A 15,465-nucleotide genomic window follows, 5' to 3' on the forward strand; every position below is an offset into this window, starting at 1 on the left:
TTCCTGGAATTGCTCTGGCTGGCTATGAAGGAGTGAGGACATGGCTGCTAAAGAAATCAAATTCAGCACCGAAGCCCGCGAGAAGATGCTGCGTGGCGTCGACATCCTGGCCAACGCCGTGAAGGCGACCCTCGGCCCGAAGGGCCGCAACGTCGTGATCGACAGGTCGTTCGGCGCGCCGCGCATCACAAAGGACGGCGTTTCGGTCGCCAAGGAAATCGAACTCGAAGACAAGTTCGAAAACATGGGCGCCCAGATGGTCCGCGAAGTTGCTTCGAAGACCAGCGACATCGCCGGCGACGGCACCACGACCGCAACGGTGCTGGCCCAGGCAATCGTCAAGGAAGGCGCCAAGGCCGTTACGTCGGGCATGAACCCGATGGACCTGAAGCGCGGCATCGATCTAGCGGTCACCGCCATCGTCGCGGAACTGAAGGCCAACGCCCGCAAGATCTCCAACAATTCCGAAATCGCCCAGGTCGGCACAATCTCCGCCAATGGCGATGCCGAAATCGGCCGCTTTTTGGCCGATGCCATGGAAAGGGTCGGCAATGATGGCGTCATCACCGTCGAAGAAGCCAAGACCGCCGAAACCGAACTCGAGGTCGTCGAAGGCATGCAGTTCGACCGCGGCTACCTCAGCCCCTATTTCGTGACAAATGCGGACAAGATGCGGGTCGAGTTCGAAGACCCCTATATTCTCATCCACGAGAAGAAGCTGTCGAACCTGCAGTCGATGCTGCCGGTTCTCGAGGCCGTCGTCCAATCCAGCAAGCCGCTGCTGATCATCGCTGAAGACGTCGAAGGCGAAGCGCTTGCTACCCTCGTCGTCAACAAGCTGCGCGGCGGCCTCAAGATCGCTGCCGTCAAGGCACCTGGCTTCGGCGACCGCCGCAAGGCCATGCTCGAAGACATCGCCATCCTGACCGCCGGCACCGTCATCTCCGAAGATCTCGGCATCAAGCTCGAATCCGTCACGCTCGACATGCTCGGCCGTGCCAAGAAGGTTTCGATCGAGAAGGAAAACACCACAATCGTCGATGGGGCAGGCGCCAAGACCGACATCGAAGGCCGTGTTGCCCAGATCAAGGCCCAGATCGAGGAAACCACCTCCGACTACGACCGCGAGAAGCTGCAAGAACGCCTTGCCAAGCTCGCCGGCGGCGTTGCCGTTATCCGCGTCGGCGGCTCGACCGAAGTCGAGGTGAAGGAGAAAAAGGATCGCGTCGACGACGCGCTTCATGCAACCCGTGCCGCCGTCGAAGAGGGCATTTTGCCCGGTGGCGGCGTAGCGTTGTTGCGCGCCGTCAAGGCGCTCGATAATCTCAATACGGCCAACCAGGACCAGCGCGTTGGTGTGGAGATCGTCCGCCGCGCGGTCGAGGCGCCGGCTCGCCAGATCGCCGAAAACGCCGGTGCAGAAGGCTCGATCGTGGTCGGCAAGCTGCGGGAGAAAAGCGAGTTCTCCTATGGCTGGAACGCTCAGACCGGCGAATATGGCGACCTCTATGCCCAGGGCGTCATCGATCCGGCGAAAGTGGTGCGCACCGCGCTGCAGGATGCGTCCTCCATCGCCGGTCTGCTCGTCACGACGGAGGCCATGATCGCCGAGAAACCCAAGAAGGACGCGCCGCCGCCTATGCCTCCAGGCGCCGCCGGCATGGATTTCTAAAAAGGCTGCCGGCCCGCCCGCACCCCCAGGCGGGCCATGTCTAAGGGAATAGAGATGGTTCAAACGATCAAAAGCCGATCGCAGGTACCGCTGGACTCCCGCGATCTCGACATCTGCCAGCAGGTCTTCGACAAGCTCAGATCCGAATACCAGGTGGCAAAGGACAGCGACGAAGCCGAACGAATGGCGAGTATCGTCATCGAACTCTACCGCCAGGGTGTGCGCGACCCCAATCACCTGCGGTCGATGGTCGAGGCGGCCCGCGGCCTCTTCGAAACGAGCGATCGGTAGGAAATGCCGTGCCTGCAGGTCACAAGCACCGCGCGATATCACACATAACGATGATGTCAGCGTGGATGCCATCCGGAGGATTTACCCCGAAGAACGGTCATCTGCTCCTGCTGCACTTCATTTTCATCGTTCAAAACGGCTTGCCAAAGCCTGTTGCCGAGCCGAAGCGAGACCCGTTTCGTCCCCTCGTGTTCAGCTGTCCCGACTTCCACGGAGCTGACGACGGAACCATGGCGCATGTGGCGGCGAAGATCGGCCAGCGATAATCCGAACCGCTCCGCCAGTTCCGATGATTCCAGGATAAAATCGCCATTTGAATCGCGCTCGATCAGCACCGACTTTTTCTCCAGCTACGCTCCACGTCCAGCCCTCAGGCCACCGCTGCAATCGCATTGTCCTCCTTTGGCAGCAGCCGCGCCACTGCGCTCAGGAGATCCGTCTGCGATATCAGGCCAAGAATGCGGTGATCGTCATCGACAATGATAACGGCATGTGTGCGCCCGTCCGTCAGAACGGGCAATAGCGACAGAGCAGGATCCAACGGTCTGGCCACCGCCGGCCTCGAGATCGCATGGGCGATGGTCTCGGTGCTCATCGACAACTCCCGCAAACCGACAGCGCCGACGAGACGGCCTTCTGGATCCTTCACCGGCAGTGTACGGATATTATGCTTGAGCAGAAGGTGCCGAGCGGCATCCGGTTCCGAAGCCTCCCCAATGGCGATCACGTCGCGCGACATGATATCGGCACAGTTGATCTTGCCGTTTGAGCGGATGGCCGCTTGCAGCTCGACCTGCTGCAGCAGCCGGCCGAGGTCTGCCCGGTCGATATCGAAAGTCTCGTCAAGTGCTTCGAGGGCCGCATCGACATCCTCCTCACGAAACCCCACCCGCACCGAGGATGGCGGGTCGATCGTCTGATGGGTGTTCTCCGCCGGCTTTGGAACGACGTGCGGATAATTCCGCTTGGACAGCCTGTGGAACAGCAGGCCAAGACCGACGAGAATGCAGGAGTTCAAAGCGACGGGCACGAAGGGAAAGAGGAACCCCCAGCCGGCAACGACAGGGCCGCCGAGCACGGCGGTCAGTGCGGCGGCACCTCCTGGCGGATGAAGGCAACGCGTGAAGGACATCGCGCCGATGGCAAGCGAAACGCCGACGCCGGTCGCGATGATCGGATCACGAATGAAATAGGCGGCAATGATTCCCATCAGAGCCGAAATCGTATTGCCGCCGATGATCGACCATGGCTGCGCCAGCGGGCTTGCCGGCACCGCGAAAAGAAGCACCGCGGACGCCCCCATCGGCGCGACGATCAAGGGAAGATGCGGTCCCTGTCCGAACAGATAGCCGCTGATGACGCCGGTGAAACCGATGGCCAGCAAAGCGCCGAGACATGCAATCAATCGCTCTCGTAAGGTCGCACCGGCCAGAATAGGTGAGAACAAACGGAAGCGGCGGAAGCGGCTCGGTCCCACCTTTGGGGAAACGGGATACTGCATGACAAGACCAATTTTAAGCGAGGATTATCTGGCGGCGAAGGAGAAAGGTGTGCGGACTAGTTTGTTGTCAACCGGGGACCTCTGCCTTTGGTCGCGCTGAGGACTTCGTGGAATGCGTTGAACGCGCTGGGGCGATCATTCCTGCGATAGACGAGCAGCGTCTCAACGAGCCCCAATTGATGGGTCTGGACAGGCGTCGGCCAGTGCATGAGGTCAAGGACGGATCGCGGCATGACACCCGCCGTATTCCCGGTCGCAACGCTCGCCAGGATCGCGTGGTAGGAACCGAGCTCGCTCGTCGGCAGCGCGCTCGATTTGCGCGCCCAGTTTTCGGCGATCCTGCGATAGGTGCAGCCGGGCTCTAGAGCGGCGAGTGATCCGACACGCAGGTCTGCGGCGGATTTGATGGAGGGATGCCCGGATGGCAACACAATCAGCAGCTCTTCGACGAAGATCGGCTCCATCTCCAGCGCCTTGAGTTCGGCATCGAAACCTGAATCCTCCTCGCGCATCGTCTTGGGTGGGCGGGCAATCAGCGCGCAATCCAGCACATCGGAGAGAACGTCGCGGGCAAGATCGCGGGAGGCTCCCATCGTCAGATGAAGTGACACATCAGGCCACATCTGATTGAATTGCGTCAGCGCCGACGGCAGTCTGCTTGCCGCCGTGCTCTCCATGGTGCCGACCCGCAATATTCCCGATGGGGCGAGAGGCCGCACGGCCTGGCGCGCTTCGAGCGCAAGCGCCATAAGCCGGTTGGCATAGGCAAGAAACGTCTCGCCCTCCCGTGTCAACGTCATCTTCTTGCCGTCACGGCTGAAGAGGGAAACGCCGAGGTCCTCCTCCAATTGCTGGATGCGCGTCGTCACATTCGACGGCACCCGCCCTACGGCCTTGGCAGCCTTGGTCACGCTTCGGTCGCTGGCAACCGCGAGGAATATCTCGATCGACGAAAGGTCCAATGAAAAGATCTCGTTTTCGAAATTAAGACAATAGATAATTCTCTATATAAAAATCATCATGCCAACTCAAGCCGGTTTCGGCGTTGAACGAAAAACGCCATCCGCGGACCGGGACAGGCAAGCGACTGCCGAAAAAAGGATCGCGACGCCGAGGAAATAGCCATGCAGGCGGCGACATTGTCTACTTCGGATGAGGATTTGCGGGTTTGAGGCTGGCATGCGGTTTGCATCTGCTGGACGATCTGCAGATCGATCGGCGACGACCACATGTTGCACCTTGTCTTGACCTGTCTTCTTCTGAGCGTCGCTTCAGGCTTGAGCATGCGCCGTTTTCTGCTGCCGTATTTCTCAGGTGGCGATCTCGCCGAGAAATCCGCCCCGGTGACGATCGTCGCAAGCGCCGTCTTTCTGGCAGCAATCGCTTTCACCGTCTCCGATCAGAATCTCTGGGCAAAATCCGCCATCCTGATGCTCGGCCTTTCGCTGGCGGTCATGTTCGACGATGCGAGACCCAGGATGACGATTGCCCTCTCCGTCGTTAGTTTGGCAGTCTATCTTGGGCTTCGTTCGATTAGCTGAGCCATCCCACTTCCAGGGGATAGTGCAGTCTTGTTGGCGGTGCCAAAGCCCTTATCGAGACGCTGCATCCAGAGACGAAAGTCATGCGTCAGCAACGCCACATCGTACAGCCATTCCGCGAGCAAAAGCTCCCAACGACTTGCTTCCCCATTCTTGAGCAAGACGTGAACTCTTTTCTGCAGCTCTTCGAACGGCTCATCACGAGGGAAGGGCGCGGGGCGGCGCAATTCGGGATGCAATCGGTTTTCCATGAAGCAAGCTCCTCAACAATCGGTGCATGTTGATAATATATCGTATTACGATATAATTTCAAGATGGCTTGAGTGGAAGCCGAACGTTTGGCGCGGGGAAAGCAATCATCTTGGATTTCGGCGCCTGAAGCCCTTCCCACTGACAAAAGAGATTTCAGGTCACGCGGACGCCAATCTCTATTGAAGAATGGTATCGCGCTGTTATTCTCTATTATTGAACATGAAATGAGGGCGCCGAACAGAAATGAAACGCTCCATGAGTGACGATGTCAGGAAAAACAGTGCCGATGGCTACGCCTCACCGGCCTGCTTCATGCACGAGGTCGATCCGGTCTACATGGGCCTCAAACCGGAGCCCGAAGCCGTCCGGGAGTGGCGGAAGGAAGAACGCCGTCGTCTGATAGACCGCCGGACGTTGCTCGCAGCGAATGAGCGCGAGCAACGAACATCTCTGATCCGCCATCATCTGGATCGGCTTCTGCCGAAGATCGCCGGCCGCAACGTCAGCCTGTATTGGCCGTTTCTGGGGGAGCCGGACCTTCGCGGCTGGATGCAGTCGGCGGCAGCTTGCGGCGCCACCTGTCTATTGCCAGTGGTGACGGAAAAAAGGACGCCCCTCAGCTTCCGCTCTTGGAGCGTCGGCGAGGAACTGACACGCGGCATCCTGAACATCCCGGTTCCGCTTCGCGGCGAAGAGCGCCTGCCCGATATCATCGTCGCGCCGGTCGTCGGATTCGATGCGCAATGTTACCGGCTCGGTTTCGGAGGCGGTTATTTCGATCGAACGCTGGCCTCTCTCAATCCCCGGCCTTTCGCGATCGGCGTCGGTTTCGACTTCCAGGAGATCGACACGATCCGACCTCAGGACCATGACATCCCCATGGATGCGATCGTAACCGATATCGAAATCCGGTTTCGCCAAGGCATTGGCTCCTTTGCCGCAAGGATGTTCGAGGGTTAGCCGATGATGAGGAGACGAGGGAAAGCCCGGTAGGGTTCTGAGAATACCACTCGCTCCGGCCCGAATTCGAACGTCAGCAGGTTTTGACCTGCCTCCACGTCTGTCCCTGCGCTTGATGCATGGCGAATGTCGGTTGCGTCGGCGCCTATCCGGCCTGCGTCAACCGAGTGCCTGGCTGACCAGCGCATAGGTCCTCGGCTCGTGCGCCGCCTGATGTCCCGGAACCGGGAGCCAAGGGCCACCGAACGACATGGTCGTGACGATGTCGTAGACAGGAAGCCCGCAGCGGGAGAGGAAATCGGAAAAACTTCCGCCCTGCTCGCGTGTGTCGAGGCGCAGGAACGCCCCTGCATGCTCGGCCGCATGCGGGCGGACGACGGCGATCGCGTCCGCGTCACTGCACGCAACAATGGGACCGATGACATGGCCACGCCCGAACCGCCGGCAAAGCGAGAAAGCCTCGATCCAGCCGGCGCGGGTCAATACGATGCCTTTGGAGTTTGCCATCAGCCTGGCCAAGAGCAGCTTACGATCGGTGCCGAAGGCCACGCAATCCAGTTCGGCGATCGCTTCCAGATCGCTGGCCTCAACTGCCCGTATTGCGGCACCGGGCGGCAGCTCCACACCCGGCGGCGATATCGCTTCTCCCTGGCATTGAAAGACGAGCGCCTCGCGAACAAAGTTCAGGGAACGATAGAGACGTCGCGCTGCGCGCGTCGCATTCAGCCCAAGGTTCCGCCCGGCGACCTGCTCCAGCGCGTGGCCCATGAGCCATTGCCCGGCGCCATTGGTTTGAAGACGCGGCGAGGTGATGACCATACCGATCGTGGCAAATTGGGCATCGTAGGGAAACCACATCGCAGAGCCCAGGATGCGGCCGATTTCATCGATCGCCACGATGCCCTGGCCGAATTCGCGCAAGAACTGCCAGTCTTCGCCACGATGGGGCCAGGCGACGGTCATCGACAGTGCATGCAACTTGTCGAGGGCAACGCTGTCGATCCCGGCGATATGCGTCTCGAAACTATCGACGAACCTGGATTCGGATGTCAGTTCACTCACTCCCACCCCCTGCCGCATTTTTCCGGCCAAGCCGGCGTCTGGAAACTTCTCTGCCAAGACTAGAACAGATCGTTCGATACAATTCACTGGTGAGGCCGGCGCAAACACAACAATCGACCAAATCCGCTGCACTTTCGGCAAATAAAGCCTGGAGCGTCCTCTAAAGTCATTGACTAGGCCAATCGGCCGCTGTCGCCGTTCACCTTAAGAGCCCGGAAATGCCGTCTCCCGTCAGCCCAATTGCAGGCACCTCGAAGATCCCCGCACTGTGAGGAATCCCATGCAGGCAATTGAAATTCTCGAAAGGCTCGTTGGTTTCCCCTCCGTCGTCGGCACGCCGAACGGCGAGATCGTGGCGTGGATCCGGCACTATCTGCAAAGCCACGGCGCTGTCGTCACGGAGCTCCCCGGCCCGGAGGGCGATCGGTCGAACCTCTTCGCGACGATCGGTCCGAAGGAAACACCGGGCTATATCCTCTCCGGTCATATGGACGTAGTCCCGGCCATGGAAGGTGGCTGGACCAGCGACCCTTTCCGCCTGCGGGCCGAAGCAGATCGCCTCTACGGTCGCGGCGCCACGGATATGAAGGGCTTCCTGGCTGCGGCTCTTGCGGCCGTTCCGGCGCTGGCGGCCTCACCGCTTCGCCGGCCCGTCCACCTTGCCTTTTCCTATGACGAGGAGGCCGGCTGCCGCGGCGTGCCGCATATGATCGCCCGCCTGCCGGAGCTCTGTGCAGCCCCGCTTGGCGCGATCATCGGCGAACCGAGCGGCATGCGGGCAATCCGCGCCCACAAGGGCAAGGCCGCCGCCCGGCTGACCGTCAGGGGCCGGTCCGGCCACTCTTCGCGCCCGGACCAAGGACTGAACGCGATCCATGCCATCACCGACGTCCTAGCCTGCGCTCGCGCCGAAGCCGAACGGCTCACGCGCGGCCCGTATGAGCCTGTCTTCGAACCGCCCTACTCCTCCCTTCAGGTCGGCACGCTGAAAGGCGGCCAGGCAGTCAACATCATTCCCGACAGTTGCGAGGCCGAGTTCGAAGCGCGGGCCATTTCCGGCGTCGATCCCGCCACGTTGCTGGCCCCACTGCGAGCGTCGGCCGAGGGACTATCGCAGCTTGGCTTTCAGGTGGAATGGCGTGAACTCAGCGCCTATCCGGCGCTTTCGCTGGCCGCCGATGCGCCGCTTGCAACTCTGCTTAACGAACTGACCGGCGCCGAGCCGCTCGCCGCCGTCAGCTACGGCACGGAGGCTGGGCTTTTTCAGCGCGCCGGCGTCGATGCGATCATCTGCGGACCGGGCGACATCGGCCGCGCCCACAAGCCGGACGAATTCATCCTCGCCAGTGAACTTTCGGCCTGCCAGGCGATGATCGAGGCACTCGGCCGCCGTTGCGCCTGATGACATGATCGAGGATCGGATCCAATGACCTTTCTCTTTAATGCCGATGCGAAGCGCGGCGCCATATTTGCCGAAGCCTTCGCGCGGGAACTGCCCGACATTGCCTTCTCCATGGATCCCCAGTCGGTCGAACCGGACGCCGTGCGCTACCTGATCACCTGGACCGTACCGGAGGACCTCGCGCGCTATCGCAAACTCGAAATCCTGTTTTCGATCGGCGCCGGCATCGACCAGTTCCGTATCGATACGGTGCCTGCATCGGTCAAGGTCGTGCGCATGGTCGAGGACGGCATCATCAGGATGATGCAGGAATATGTGACGCTGGCGGTCCTTGCGCTCCATCGCGACCTGCCGGCCTATCTCGACCAGCAGCGCCGCCGGACCTGGCAGACCATCGCTCCTAGTCAAGCCTCGGATCGCCGCATCGGCGTGCTCGGCCTCGGCATGCTTGGAAGCACAGTGCTCGAACGTCTGCAGCCCTTCGGCTTTCCGCTTTCGGCCTGGAGCCGCAGCCCGCGCGAGATCGACGGCATCCGATGCCTGAGCGGCCAGGACGGTCTCGATACTCTGCTTGCAACCACCGACATTCTCGTCTGCCTGCTGCCGCTGACGGATGAGACGCGCGGCTTCCTGAATGCCACGCTCTTCGCCGGACTGCCGGCCGGCGCAGCACTCGTCCATGTCGGCCGAGGCGCCCAGCTCGACCACCAGGCGCTCGTCGACGCGCTCGACGCCGGACATCTCTCCGGCGCCGTCGTCGACGTCACAGAGCCGGAACCGCTGCCTGCGGACCACGCCTTCTGGAGCCATCCGAAGATCCTGCTGACGCCGCATATTGCGAGCGTCACCCAGCCTGAAACCGCCGCGGCGGCCGTGATCGGCAACATCAAGCGGCATCAGGCAGGCCTTGATCCGATCGGACTGGTCGATCGCAGCCGCGGCTACTGAGTTCTCAACCCAGGAAAGCAAAATCATGTCCCTCCTCAAGACAATCGACACCAACCCTACCTTCGCGCCGCGCGAGTCCGGCCCGCTCCCGGAACGGCTGATCTCGGGCGATCCGGCCTTCAAGACCTGGGCGCAGGACGTCGCCCGCGGCGAGACGGTTCATAGCGGCGTCTGGGTAGCCACACCCGGCGAGACGCGCTCGATCAAGGGCGAGACCTTCGAGTTCTGCCATATCCTTTCCGGCCTGGTCGAAATCACGCCGGAAGGCGGCGAACCGGTGGTCTACAAGGCCGGCGACAGCTTCGTCATGAAGCCAGGCTTCGTTGGCGTCTGGAAGACGACCGAGACTGTACGCAAGATCTATGTGACCGTGACGTGACGCCGTAGATTTGACTGCCGCAGCGGCGAAAACGCAATTTTTCGCCGCTGCGGCACCGCCGGTCGATGCATGCTGCTCGCCTTCCCCAGTTAGGCTTGTCTCAGCCCATCCCGAGGACATGCGATGACACTCAGCTTCGATCCGAACACCATATCCCTGCCCGTCGGACATTTCATCGGCGGCCGGCTGGTTCCGGCCGAAGCCGTCATCGACATGCATCGCCCATCCGACGGCAAGGCCTATGCCGGCTGCCCGCTGGCCGACGAGGCCCTTGTCGACCAGGCCGTCGAAACTGCCAGGACCGCATTGAAGACGAGCAATTGGGGCGGCGTACGGCCACGCGAGCGAACCGTGGCGCTGCAGCGCTGGGCGGACATGATCGAAGCCGAGGCGGAAACCCTCGCCAGGCTCGAAGCGCTCTCCTCGACACGGCCCATTAGTCATCTCGTCGCCGGCGACATCGCCGTCACCGCCGAGCAAATCCGCTTCTTTGCCGAGTTCGCCGACAAGGAAGGCGGCGACCTTGTGCCGACAGACGATGCCAATTTCGGCATGATCATGACCGAACCCTATGGCGTCGTCGGCGCCATCACGCCCTGGAATTTTCCCTTGTCCATGGCCGGCTGGAAGCTCGGCCCGGCGCTGGCGGCGGGCAATGCGGTGGTGCTGAAGCCGTCGGAAATGACGCCGTTTTCGACGCTCTATCTCGCCGAACTTTCGGTGCGGGCCGGCCTGCCGGCCGGTCTCGTCAACATCGTGCTCGGCGACGGCCCAACCACCGGAAATTCGATCACCGGACATCCGGGCATCGCCAAGGTCAGCTTCACGGGCTCGACTGCGGCCGGCGCGGCAATCATGACCAACATCGCCCGCACCGGCGTCAAGTCGATGACGCTGGAACTCGGCGGCAAAAGCCCGCAACTGGTCTTCGCCGATGCCGATCTCGAGCTTGCAGCCGGCGCAATCGCCGGCAGCATTCTCTCCAACGCCGGCCAGGCCTGCGTTTGCGGATCCCGCCTGATCGTCCAGGCGAAGGTGGCGGACGCGCTCGCAGCCGCACTCGTCAAGAGGCTCGCGGCCATCCGCCCCGGCCCCACCTGGGATGAGGCAACTGATTATTCGCCCGTCATCTCCGAACGCCAGATTGCCCGCATGGACGGTATCATCCGCGCAGCCATCGACGACGGCGCCGAATGCCTCACCGGTGGCCGCCGGCTCGACCGCGAAGGTTATTTCTACGCACCGACCCTGATATCAGGCGTGACGGCAACATCGCCGGCGGTTCTTGAGGAAATCTTTGGACCGGTCCTGACCATTCAGACCTTTGAGGATGAGGAAGAGGCGTTGAGCCTCGCCGATCATCCGGCCTATGGGCTTGCCGCCGGCCTCTTCACTCGCGATCTCTCGCGTGCCATCCGCGTGACCCGCCGCCTGCAGGCCGGCACCGTCTGGGTCAACCGTTACGGCCGCTCACGCGACCATATCCTGCCGACCGGGGGCTACAAGCAGTCCGGCATCGGCAAGGATCTCGGCCGCGACGCCTATCTCGCCAACCGCAAGAGCAAGAGTGTGCTCATCAGCCTGTGAGGACCTGCGATGAAAACCTACAAGATCGCCCTTCTGCCCGGAGACGGCATCGGCCCCGACGTGACGGCTGCAGCCTGGGCCGTACTCGAAAAGGCAGCCGGCCTGAACGGATTTTCTCTTGATGCAACCAGCTATCCCTGGTCCTGCGACTACTATCTGGAGAACGGCAGCATGATGCCCGCGGATGGCATCGAAACGCTCCGATCCTTCGATGCCATCCTGCTCGGCGCCGTCGGCTGGCCTCGCAAAGTGCCGGATTCGGTGTCGCTGCATGGGCTTTTGCTGCCGATCCGCAAGGCCTTCGTGCAATATGCCAATATCCGCCCGCACCGGCTGCTGCCGGGTGTGCAGGGACCGTTGCGGTCTGACGGCTTCGACATCCTCTGCATTCGTGAAAATACCGAAGGCGAATATTCCGGCGCCGGTGGCCGCGTCCACCAGGGGACCGATAATGAAGTGGCTGTGGAGACCTCGATTTTCACCCGCAAGGGGGTCGAGCGCATTCTGCGCTTCGGCTTTGAGCAGGCGCGTGCACGCAGCGGCAAGCTTGCCTCGGTGACGAAGTCCAACGCCCAGAAATACTCGATGGTCTTCTGGGACGAGATCACCCAGAGGCTTTCTGCGGAATATCCCGATATCGAGGTGACCAGCTACCATATCGACGCCATGGCCGCCCGCATGGTCATGGCGCCCGATAGTCTCGACGTCGTGGTCGCCTCCAACCTGTTCGGCGATATCCTGACCGACCTCGGCGCCGCTATCCAGGGCGGGCTTGGCTTTGCAGCCTCCGCCAATATCAATCCCGATCGCTCGGCGCCATCGATGTTCGAACCGGTCCACGGCTCGGCGCCCGATATCGCTGATCGCGGCATCGCCAATCCGATCGCCGCCATCTGGTCGGGCGCGATGATGCTGGAGCATTTGGGAGAAACGGCTGCCGCCGCAAGGGTGATGGCATCAATCGAGGCGACGACGGCAAACGGCATCGGCGCAATTCCCGGCAAGGACAAGACCGACGCGATCACGGCATCGGTGCTTTCGGCACTTGGCTGATCAATGGAGAACAGAATGAACGGACTAAGGGATAGCAGCCTGTTTCGTCAGCAAGGGCTGATCGACGGAGAATGGCGCGGGGCTGAAACCGGGCGCACGATCGAGGTGATCGATCCGGCGACCCAGCATATGCTGGGCACTGTGCCCGACATGGACGGAGCCGATACGAGGGCGGCAATCGCCGCCGCGGAAAAGGCCTTTGCTCCATGGCGCGCCAGGACCAATGCCGAGCGCGGCGCATTGCTGGAAGCCTGGCACGATCTGATGCTCGACAATATCGAGGATCTGGCGCTGATCCTCACCCGTGAGCAGGGCAAGCCGCTGACGGAAGCGCGCGGCGAAATCCGCTACGGCGCCTCGTTCATCAAATGGTTCTCCGAGGAGGCGCGCCGCATCGGCGGGACGACCATTCCCTCGCCGACGGCGGATCGGCGGATCGTCGTTCTGAAGGAGCCCGTTGGCGTGTCGGCGATCATCACGCCGTGGAATTTTCCGAATGCGATGATCACCCGCAAGGTCGGGCCGGCGCTCGCCGCAGGCTGCACGGTCGTTATCAAGCCATCGGACCTCACCCCCTTTTCGGCACTGGCGCTCGGCGTCTTGGCGGAGCACGCCGGCATCCCGAAGGGGGTGATCAACATCGTCACCGGCATGCCGGCCGGCATCGGCGACGAACTGATGGCGAACCAGACCGTCCGCAAGATCTCTTTCACCGGCTCGACCCGCGTCGGCTCGCTGCTGATGCGCGGCGCGGCCGACAGCGTCAAGCGGCTTAGCCTTGAACTCGGCGGCAACGCACCCTTCATCGTCTTCGACGATGCCGATCTCGATCTTGCCGTGGAAGGTGCTATCGCCTCGAAATTCCGCAATGGCGGGCAGACCTGCGTCTGCGCCAACCGGCTTCTCGTCCAGTCCGGCGTCTACGAGGCCTTTGCCGCCAAACTTTCCGCGCGCGTATCGGCCATGAAGGTCGGGGCCGGCACGGATGCCGGCACGGATATCGGGCCGATGATCAACAGAGCGGCGATCGAGAAGATCAGGCGTCACGTCGACGACGCGGTGGAAAAGGGAGCGCGGATCCTCGCCACCGCGGCTTCGGTGCCTGAAGGCGATCAATATGCGGTGCCGATGGTGCTCGGCGGTGCGACGACCGAGATGCAGCTTGCCAGCGAAGAGACCTTCGGACCCGTTGCCCCGCTTTTCCGTTTCGACAACGAGGAAGAGGCGATCCGCATCGCCAACGCCACACCCTTCGGCCTTGCGGCCTATTTCTACACCGAGAGCCTGAAACGCTCCTGGCGGGTCGCCGAAGCGCTCGAATTCGGGATGCTCGGCCTGAACACGGGGGCGATCTCAACTGAGGTGGCTCCCTTCGGCGGCGTCAAGCAATCCGGCCTCGGTCGTGAAGGCGCCCAATGCGGCATCGACGAATATCTGGAAATGAAGAGCTTCCACATCGGTGGGCTCGCCTGACCGCCAGGAAAACGAAAGAGCGCCGGGAAATCATCCCGGCGCCCTTTTGCTGATCCATGTCTGCCTTACTGGAAGCGGTCGAGCGTCTTGTAATAAAGCCCGACGAGCGGCAGGAACCACGGCTTTCCGAAATGGCCGGGAACGGCCGGCCAGTCGAGCCCCTTGATCGGGTTACGGTCGGTCTTGCCGAGGATGGCGTCGGCCATAATGATGCCGAGATGGGTGGAGAGTTGGGCGCCGTGGCCGGAATAACCCATGGCATACCAGACACCATCGACATAGCCGGCGCGCGGATAGCGGTCCTTGGTCATGTCGACGAGCCCGCCCCAGCAATAGTCGATCTCGACGCCGGCAAGCTGTGGGAAGATTTCAGCCAGGCTGGCGCGGAGAATGTCGCCGCTCCTTGCGTCTGATCGTTGATCGGACGTGGCGGAAAACCGGGCACGACCGCCGAAGATCAGCCGCTTGTCCGGCGACAGCCGGAAATAGTTGCCGATGTTCATCGACGTCACACAGGTCCGGTTGCCCGGCATCGTAGCGGCGATTTCGGCGTCGGTCAGCGGACGGGTGGCGATCAAGAAGCTGCCGACGGAAATAATCCGGCGACGGAAATAGCTGAAGAGCGACGGCGTATAGGCGCCTGTCGCGATCAGCACATGGTCTGCAGTGACGGTGCCGCGTGCGGTCGTAAGGCTGTGGCGACCGTTGCCCTGCCGGTGGGCGGTCACGGCCGCCTTCTCGAAGATGACGGCGCCGTGACGGGCGGCCGCCGTGGCGAGGCCGGCGACGTAGCGGCCCATATGCATCATCGCGCTTTTCTTCGAGAGCATGGCGCCATGGAAGGACGACCCAACCTCACTCTTCAGGTCACTTGCGGTCAGAAGTGCGGTGTCCGGATCGACCTCTCTATGAACGGCCTCGAAATTGCGGGCAATCGCGTCGAAATGCTGCGGCTTGGAGGCAAGCTTCAGCTTGCCGGCGCGGCGGAAATTGCAGTCGATTCCCTCTTCGGCGATGATCGCCTCGATCGTATCGATGGAATCGTCGAACGCTTTGTAGAGGGCGACGGCTCGCTCCACGCCGAGTGCTGATTTGGCGGACAGGAAGCTATGGGCGAGGCCGTTGTTGAGGTGGCCGCCGTTGCGTCCCGATGCCCCCCAGCCGACCCGTTCGGCCTCCAGCACGACGACGTTGACGCCCGTTTTCGCAAGCTGGTGCGCTGCGGCAAGCCCAGTGAAGCCGGCGCCGATGACGGCGACGTCATAATGTCCTTCGACGGGGCCTTGAGCGCCGCCGGCAAAGGCTGGTGCCGTGTCGTGCCAGTAGGATTCGAACAGCATCCGC

At 62.0% G+C, this 15,465-nt stretch carries 17 protein-coding genes; 10 read left to right on the plus strand and 7 right to left on the minus strand.

From position 1 onward, the window contains the following. The first annotated feature begins 40 nt into the window (after positions 1-40). Both groL and ACS4RR_RS28200 read left to right on the plus strand, forming a co-directional pair. Positions 41-1,672 (plus strand): chaperonin GroEL, encoded by a 1,632-nt coding sequence (gene groL, locus ACS4RR_RS28195; protein WP_222280743.1) that lies wholly within the window; start codon positions 41-43, stop codon positions 1,670-1,672. A 54-nt stretch (positions 1,673-1,726) separates the two neighbouring features. Continuing rightward, complete coding sequence (locus ACS4RR_RS28200) at positions 1,727-1,963, plus strand: hypothetical protein (protein WP_162116296.1); 237 nt, start codon at positions 1,727-1,729, stop codon at positions 1,961-1,963. Between the two features lie 56 nt (positions 1,964-2,019). Here the strand turns inward: ACS4RR_RS28200 and ACS4RR_RS28205 are convergent, their stop codons facing one another. From ACS4RR_RS28205 to ACS4RR_RS28220, 4 genes are read right to left on the minus strand one after another with little or no spacing between them, the layout of a single operon-like run. Beyond that, a complete protein-coding gene (locus ACS4RR_RS28205) occupies positions 2,020-2,298 on the minus strand; it encodes a DUF6522 family protein (protein WP_260111221.1) in 279 nt (92 codons plus the stop codon). Positions 2,299-2,333: 35 nt separating this feature from the next. Next, positions 2,334-3,464, minus strand: coding sequence for an HPP family protein (locus ACS4RR_RS28210; RefSeq protein WP_170275982.1), 1,131 nt, complete (start codon positions 3,462-3,464; stop codon positions 2,334-2,336). Positions 3,465-3,520: 56 nt separating this feature from the next. Beyond that, entirely contained in the window at positions 3,521-4,426 is a 906-nt protein-coding gene (locus ACS4RR_RS28215) for a LysR family transcriptional regulator (protein WP_446532648.1), read from the minus strand. Between the two features lie 56 nt (positions 4,427-4,482). Beyond that, complete coding sequence (locus ACS4RR_RS28220) at positions 4,483-4,749, minus strand: hypothetical protein (protein ID WP_222385530.1); 267 nt, start codon at positions 4,747-4,749, stop codon at positions 4,483-4,485. On the opposite strand from ACS4RR_RS28220, the gene ACS4RR_RS28225 reads away from it, so the two are divergent. Further along, positions 4,694-5,005 carry a hypothetical protein gene (locus ACS4RR_RS28225; RefSeq protein WP_260111219.1) on the plus strand — a complete coding sequence of 104 codons (312 nt, stop codon included), beginning with the start codon at positions 4,694-4,696 and terminating at the stop codon, positions 5,003-5,005. The genes ACS4RR_RS28220 and ACS4RR_RS28225 overlap by 56 nt on opposite strands. On the opposite strand, the gene ACS4RR_RS28230 is transcribed toward ACS4RR_RS28225, so the two are convergent. Then, entirely contained in the window at positions 4,978-5,256 is a 279-nt protein-coding gene (locus ACS4RR_RS28230; RefSeq protein WP_260111218.1) for a hypothetical protein, read from the minus strand. The two genes, ACS4RR_RS28225 and ACS4RR_RS28230, sit on opposite strands and share 28 nt — an antisense overlap. A 256-nt stretch (positions 5,257-5,512) precedes the next feature. Here ACS4RR_RS28230 and ACS4RR_RS28235 point away from each other — a divergent pair, with 256 nt between their 5' ends. After that, positions 5,513-6,217 carry a 5-formyltetrahydrofolate cyclo-ligase gene (locus ACS4RR_RS28235; protein WP_222385474.1) on the plus strand — a complete coding sequence of 235 codons (705 nt, stop codon included), beginning with the start codon at positions 5,513-5,515 and terminating at the stop codon, positions 6,215-6,217. 159 nt (positions 6,218-6,376) lie between these two features. Here the strand turns inward: ACS4RR_RS28235 and ACS4RR_RS28240 are convergent, their stop codons facing one another. Then, the gene (locus ACS4RR_RS28240) at positions 6,377-7,297 is read right to left on the minus strand and encodes a GNAT family N-acetyltransferase (RefSeq protein ID WP_222385526.1); all 921 of its coding nucleotides are present in this window, start codon (positions 7,295-7,297) and stop codon (positions 6,377-6,379) included. Positions 7,298-7,559: 262 nt separating this feature from the next. On the opposite strand from ACS4RR_RS28240, the gene argE reads away from it, so the two are divergent. The 6 genes from argE (at position 7,560) to ACS4RR_RS28270 (ending at position 14,121) form a co-directional block, all read left to right on the plus strand. Next, the gene (gene argE / locus ACS4RR_RS28245; RefSeq protein WP_222385475.1) at positions 7,560-8,681 is read left to right on the plus strand and encodes an acetylornithine deacetylase; all 1,122 of its coding nucleotides are present in this window, start codon (positions 7,560-7,562) and stop codon (positions 8,679-8,681) included. 24 nt (positions 8,682-8,705) lie between these two features. Further along, positions 8,706-9,629: a 2-hydroxyacid dehydrogenase gene (locus tag ACS4RR_RS28250; protein ID WP_456190464.1), complete on the plus strand. Its 924-nt coding sequence runs from the start codon at positions 8,706-8,708 to the stop codon at positions 9,627-9,629. Between the two features lie 25 nt (positions 9,630-9,654). Further along, a complete protein-coding gene (locus ACS4RR_RS28255) occupies positions 9,655-10,008 on the plus strand; it encodes a cupin domain-containing protein (RefSeq protein WP_456190465.1) in 354 nt (117 codons plus the stop codon). 123 nt (positions 10,009-10,131) lie between these two features. Beyond that, complete coding sequence (locus ACS4RR_RS28260; protein ID WP_456190466.1) at positions 10,132-11,595, plus strand: aldehyde dehydrogenase family protein; 1,464 nt, start codon at positions 10,132-10,134, stop codon at positions 11,593-11,595. Between the two features lie 9 nt (positions 11,596-11,604). Further along, positions 11,605-12,648, plus strand: coding sequence for a tartrate dehydrogenase (locus ACS4RR_RS28265; protein ID WP_222350881.1), 1,044 nt, complete (start codon positions 11,605-11,607; stop codon positions 12,646-12,648). Between the two features lie 15 nt (positions 12,649-12,663). Next, complete coding sequence (locus ACS4RR_RS28270) at positions 12,664-14,121, plus strand: NAD-dependent succinate-semialdehyde dehydrogenase (RefSeq protein ID WP_456190467.1); 1,458 nt, start codon at positions 12,664-12,666, stop codon at positions 14,119-14,121. Positions 14,122-14,186: 65 nt separating this feature from the next. Here the strand turns inward: ACS4RR_RS28270 and ACS4RR_RS28275 are convergent, their stop codons facing one another. Next, complete coding sequence (locus tag ACS4RR_RS28275) at positions 14,187-15,461, minus strand: NAD(P)/FAD-dependent oxidoreductase (RefSeq protein ID WP_456190468.1); 1,275 nt, start codon at positions 15,459-15,461, stop codon at positions 14,187-14,189. Positions 15,462-15,465 lie beyond the last annotated feature (4 nt).

The organism is Rhizobium zaerense (assembly GCF_051810725.1).
In the GTDB taxonomy this organism is placed as follows: Bacteria; Pseudomonadota; Alphaproteobacteria; order Rhizobiales; family Rhizobiaceae; genus Rhizobium; species Rhizobium leguminosarum_I.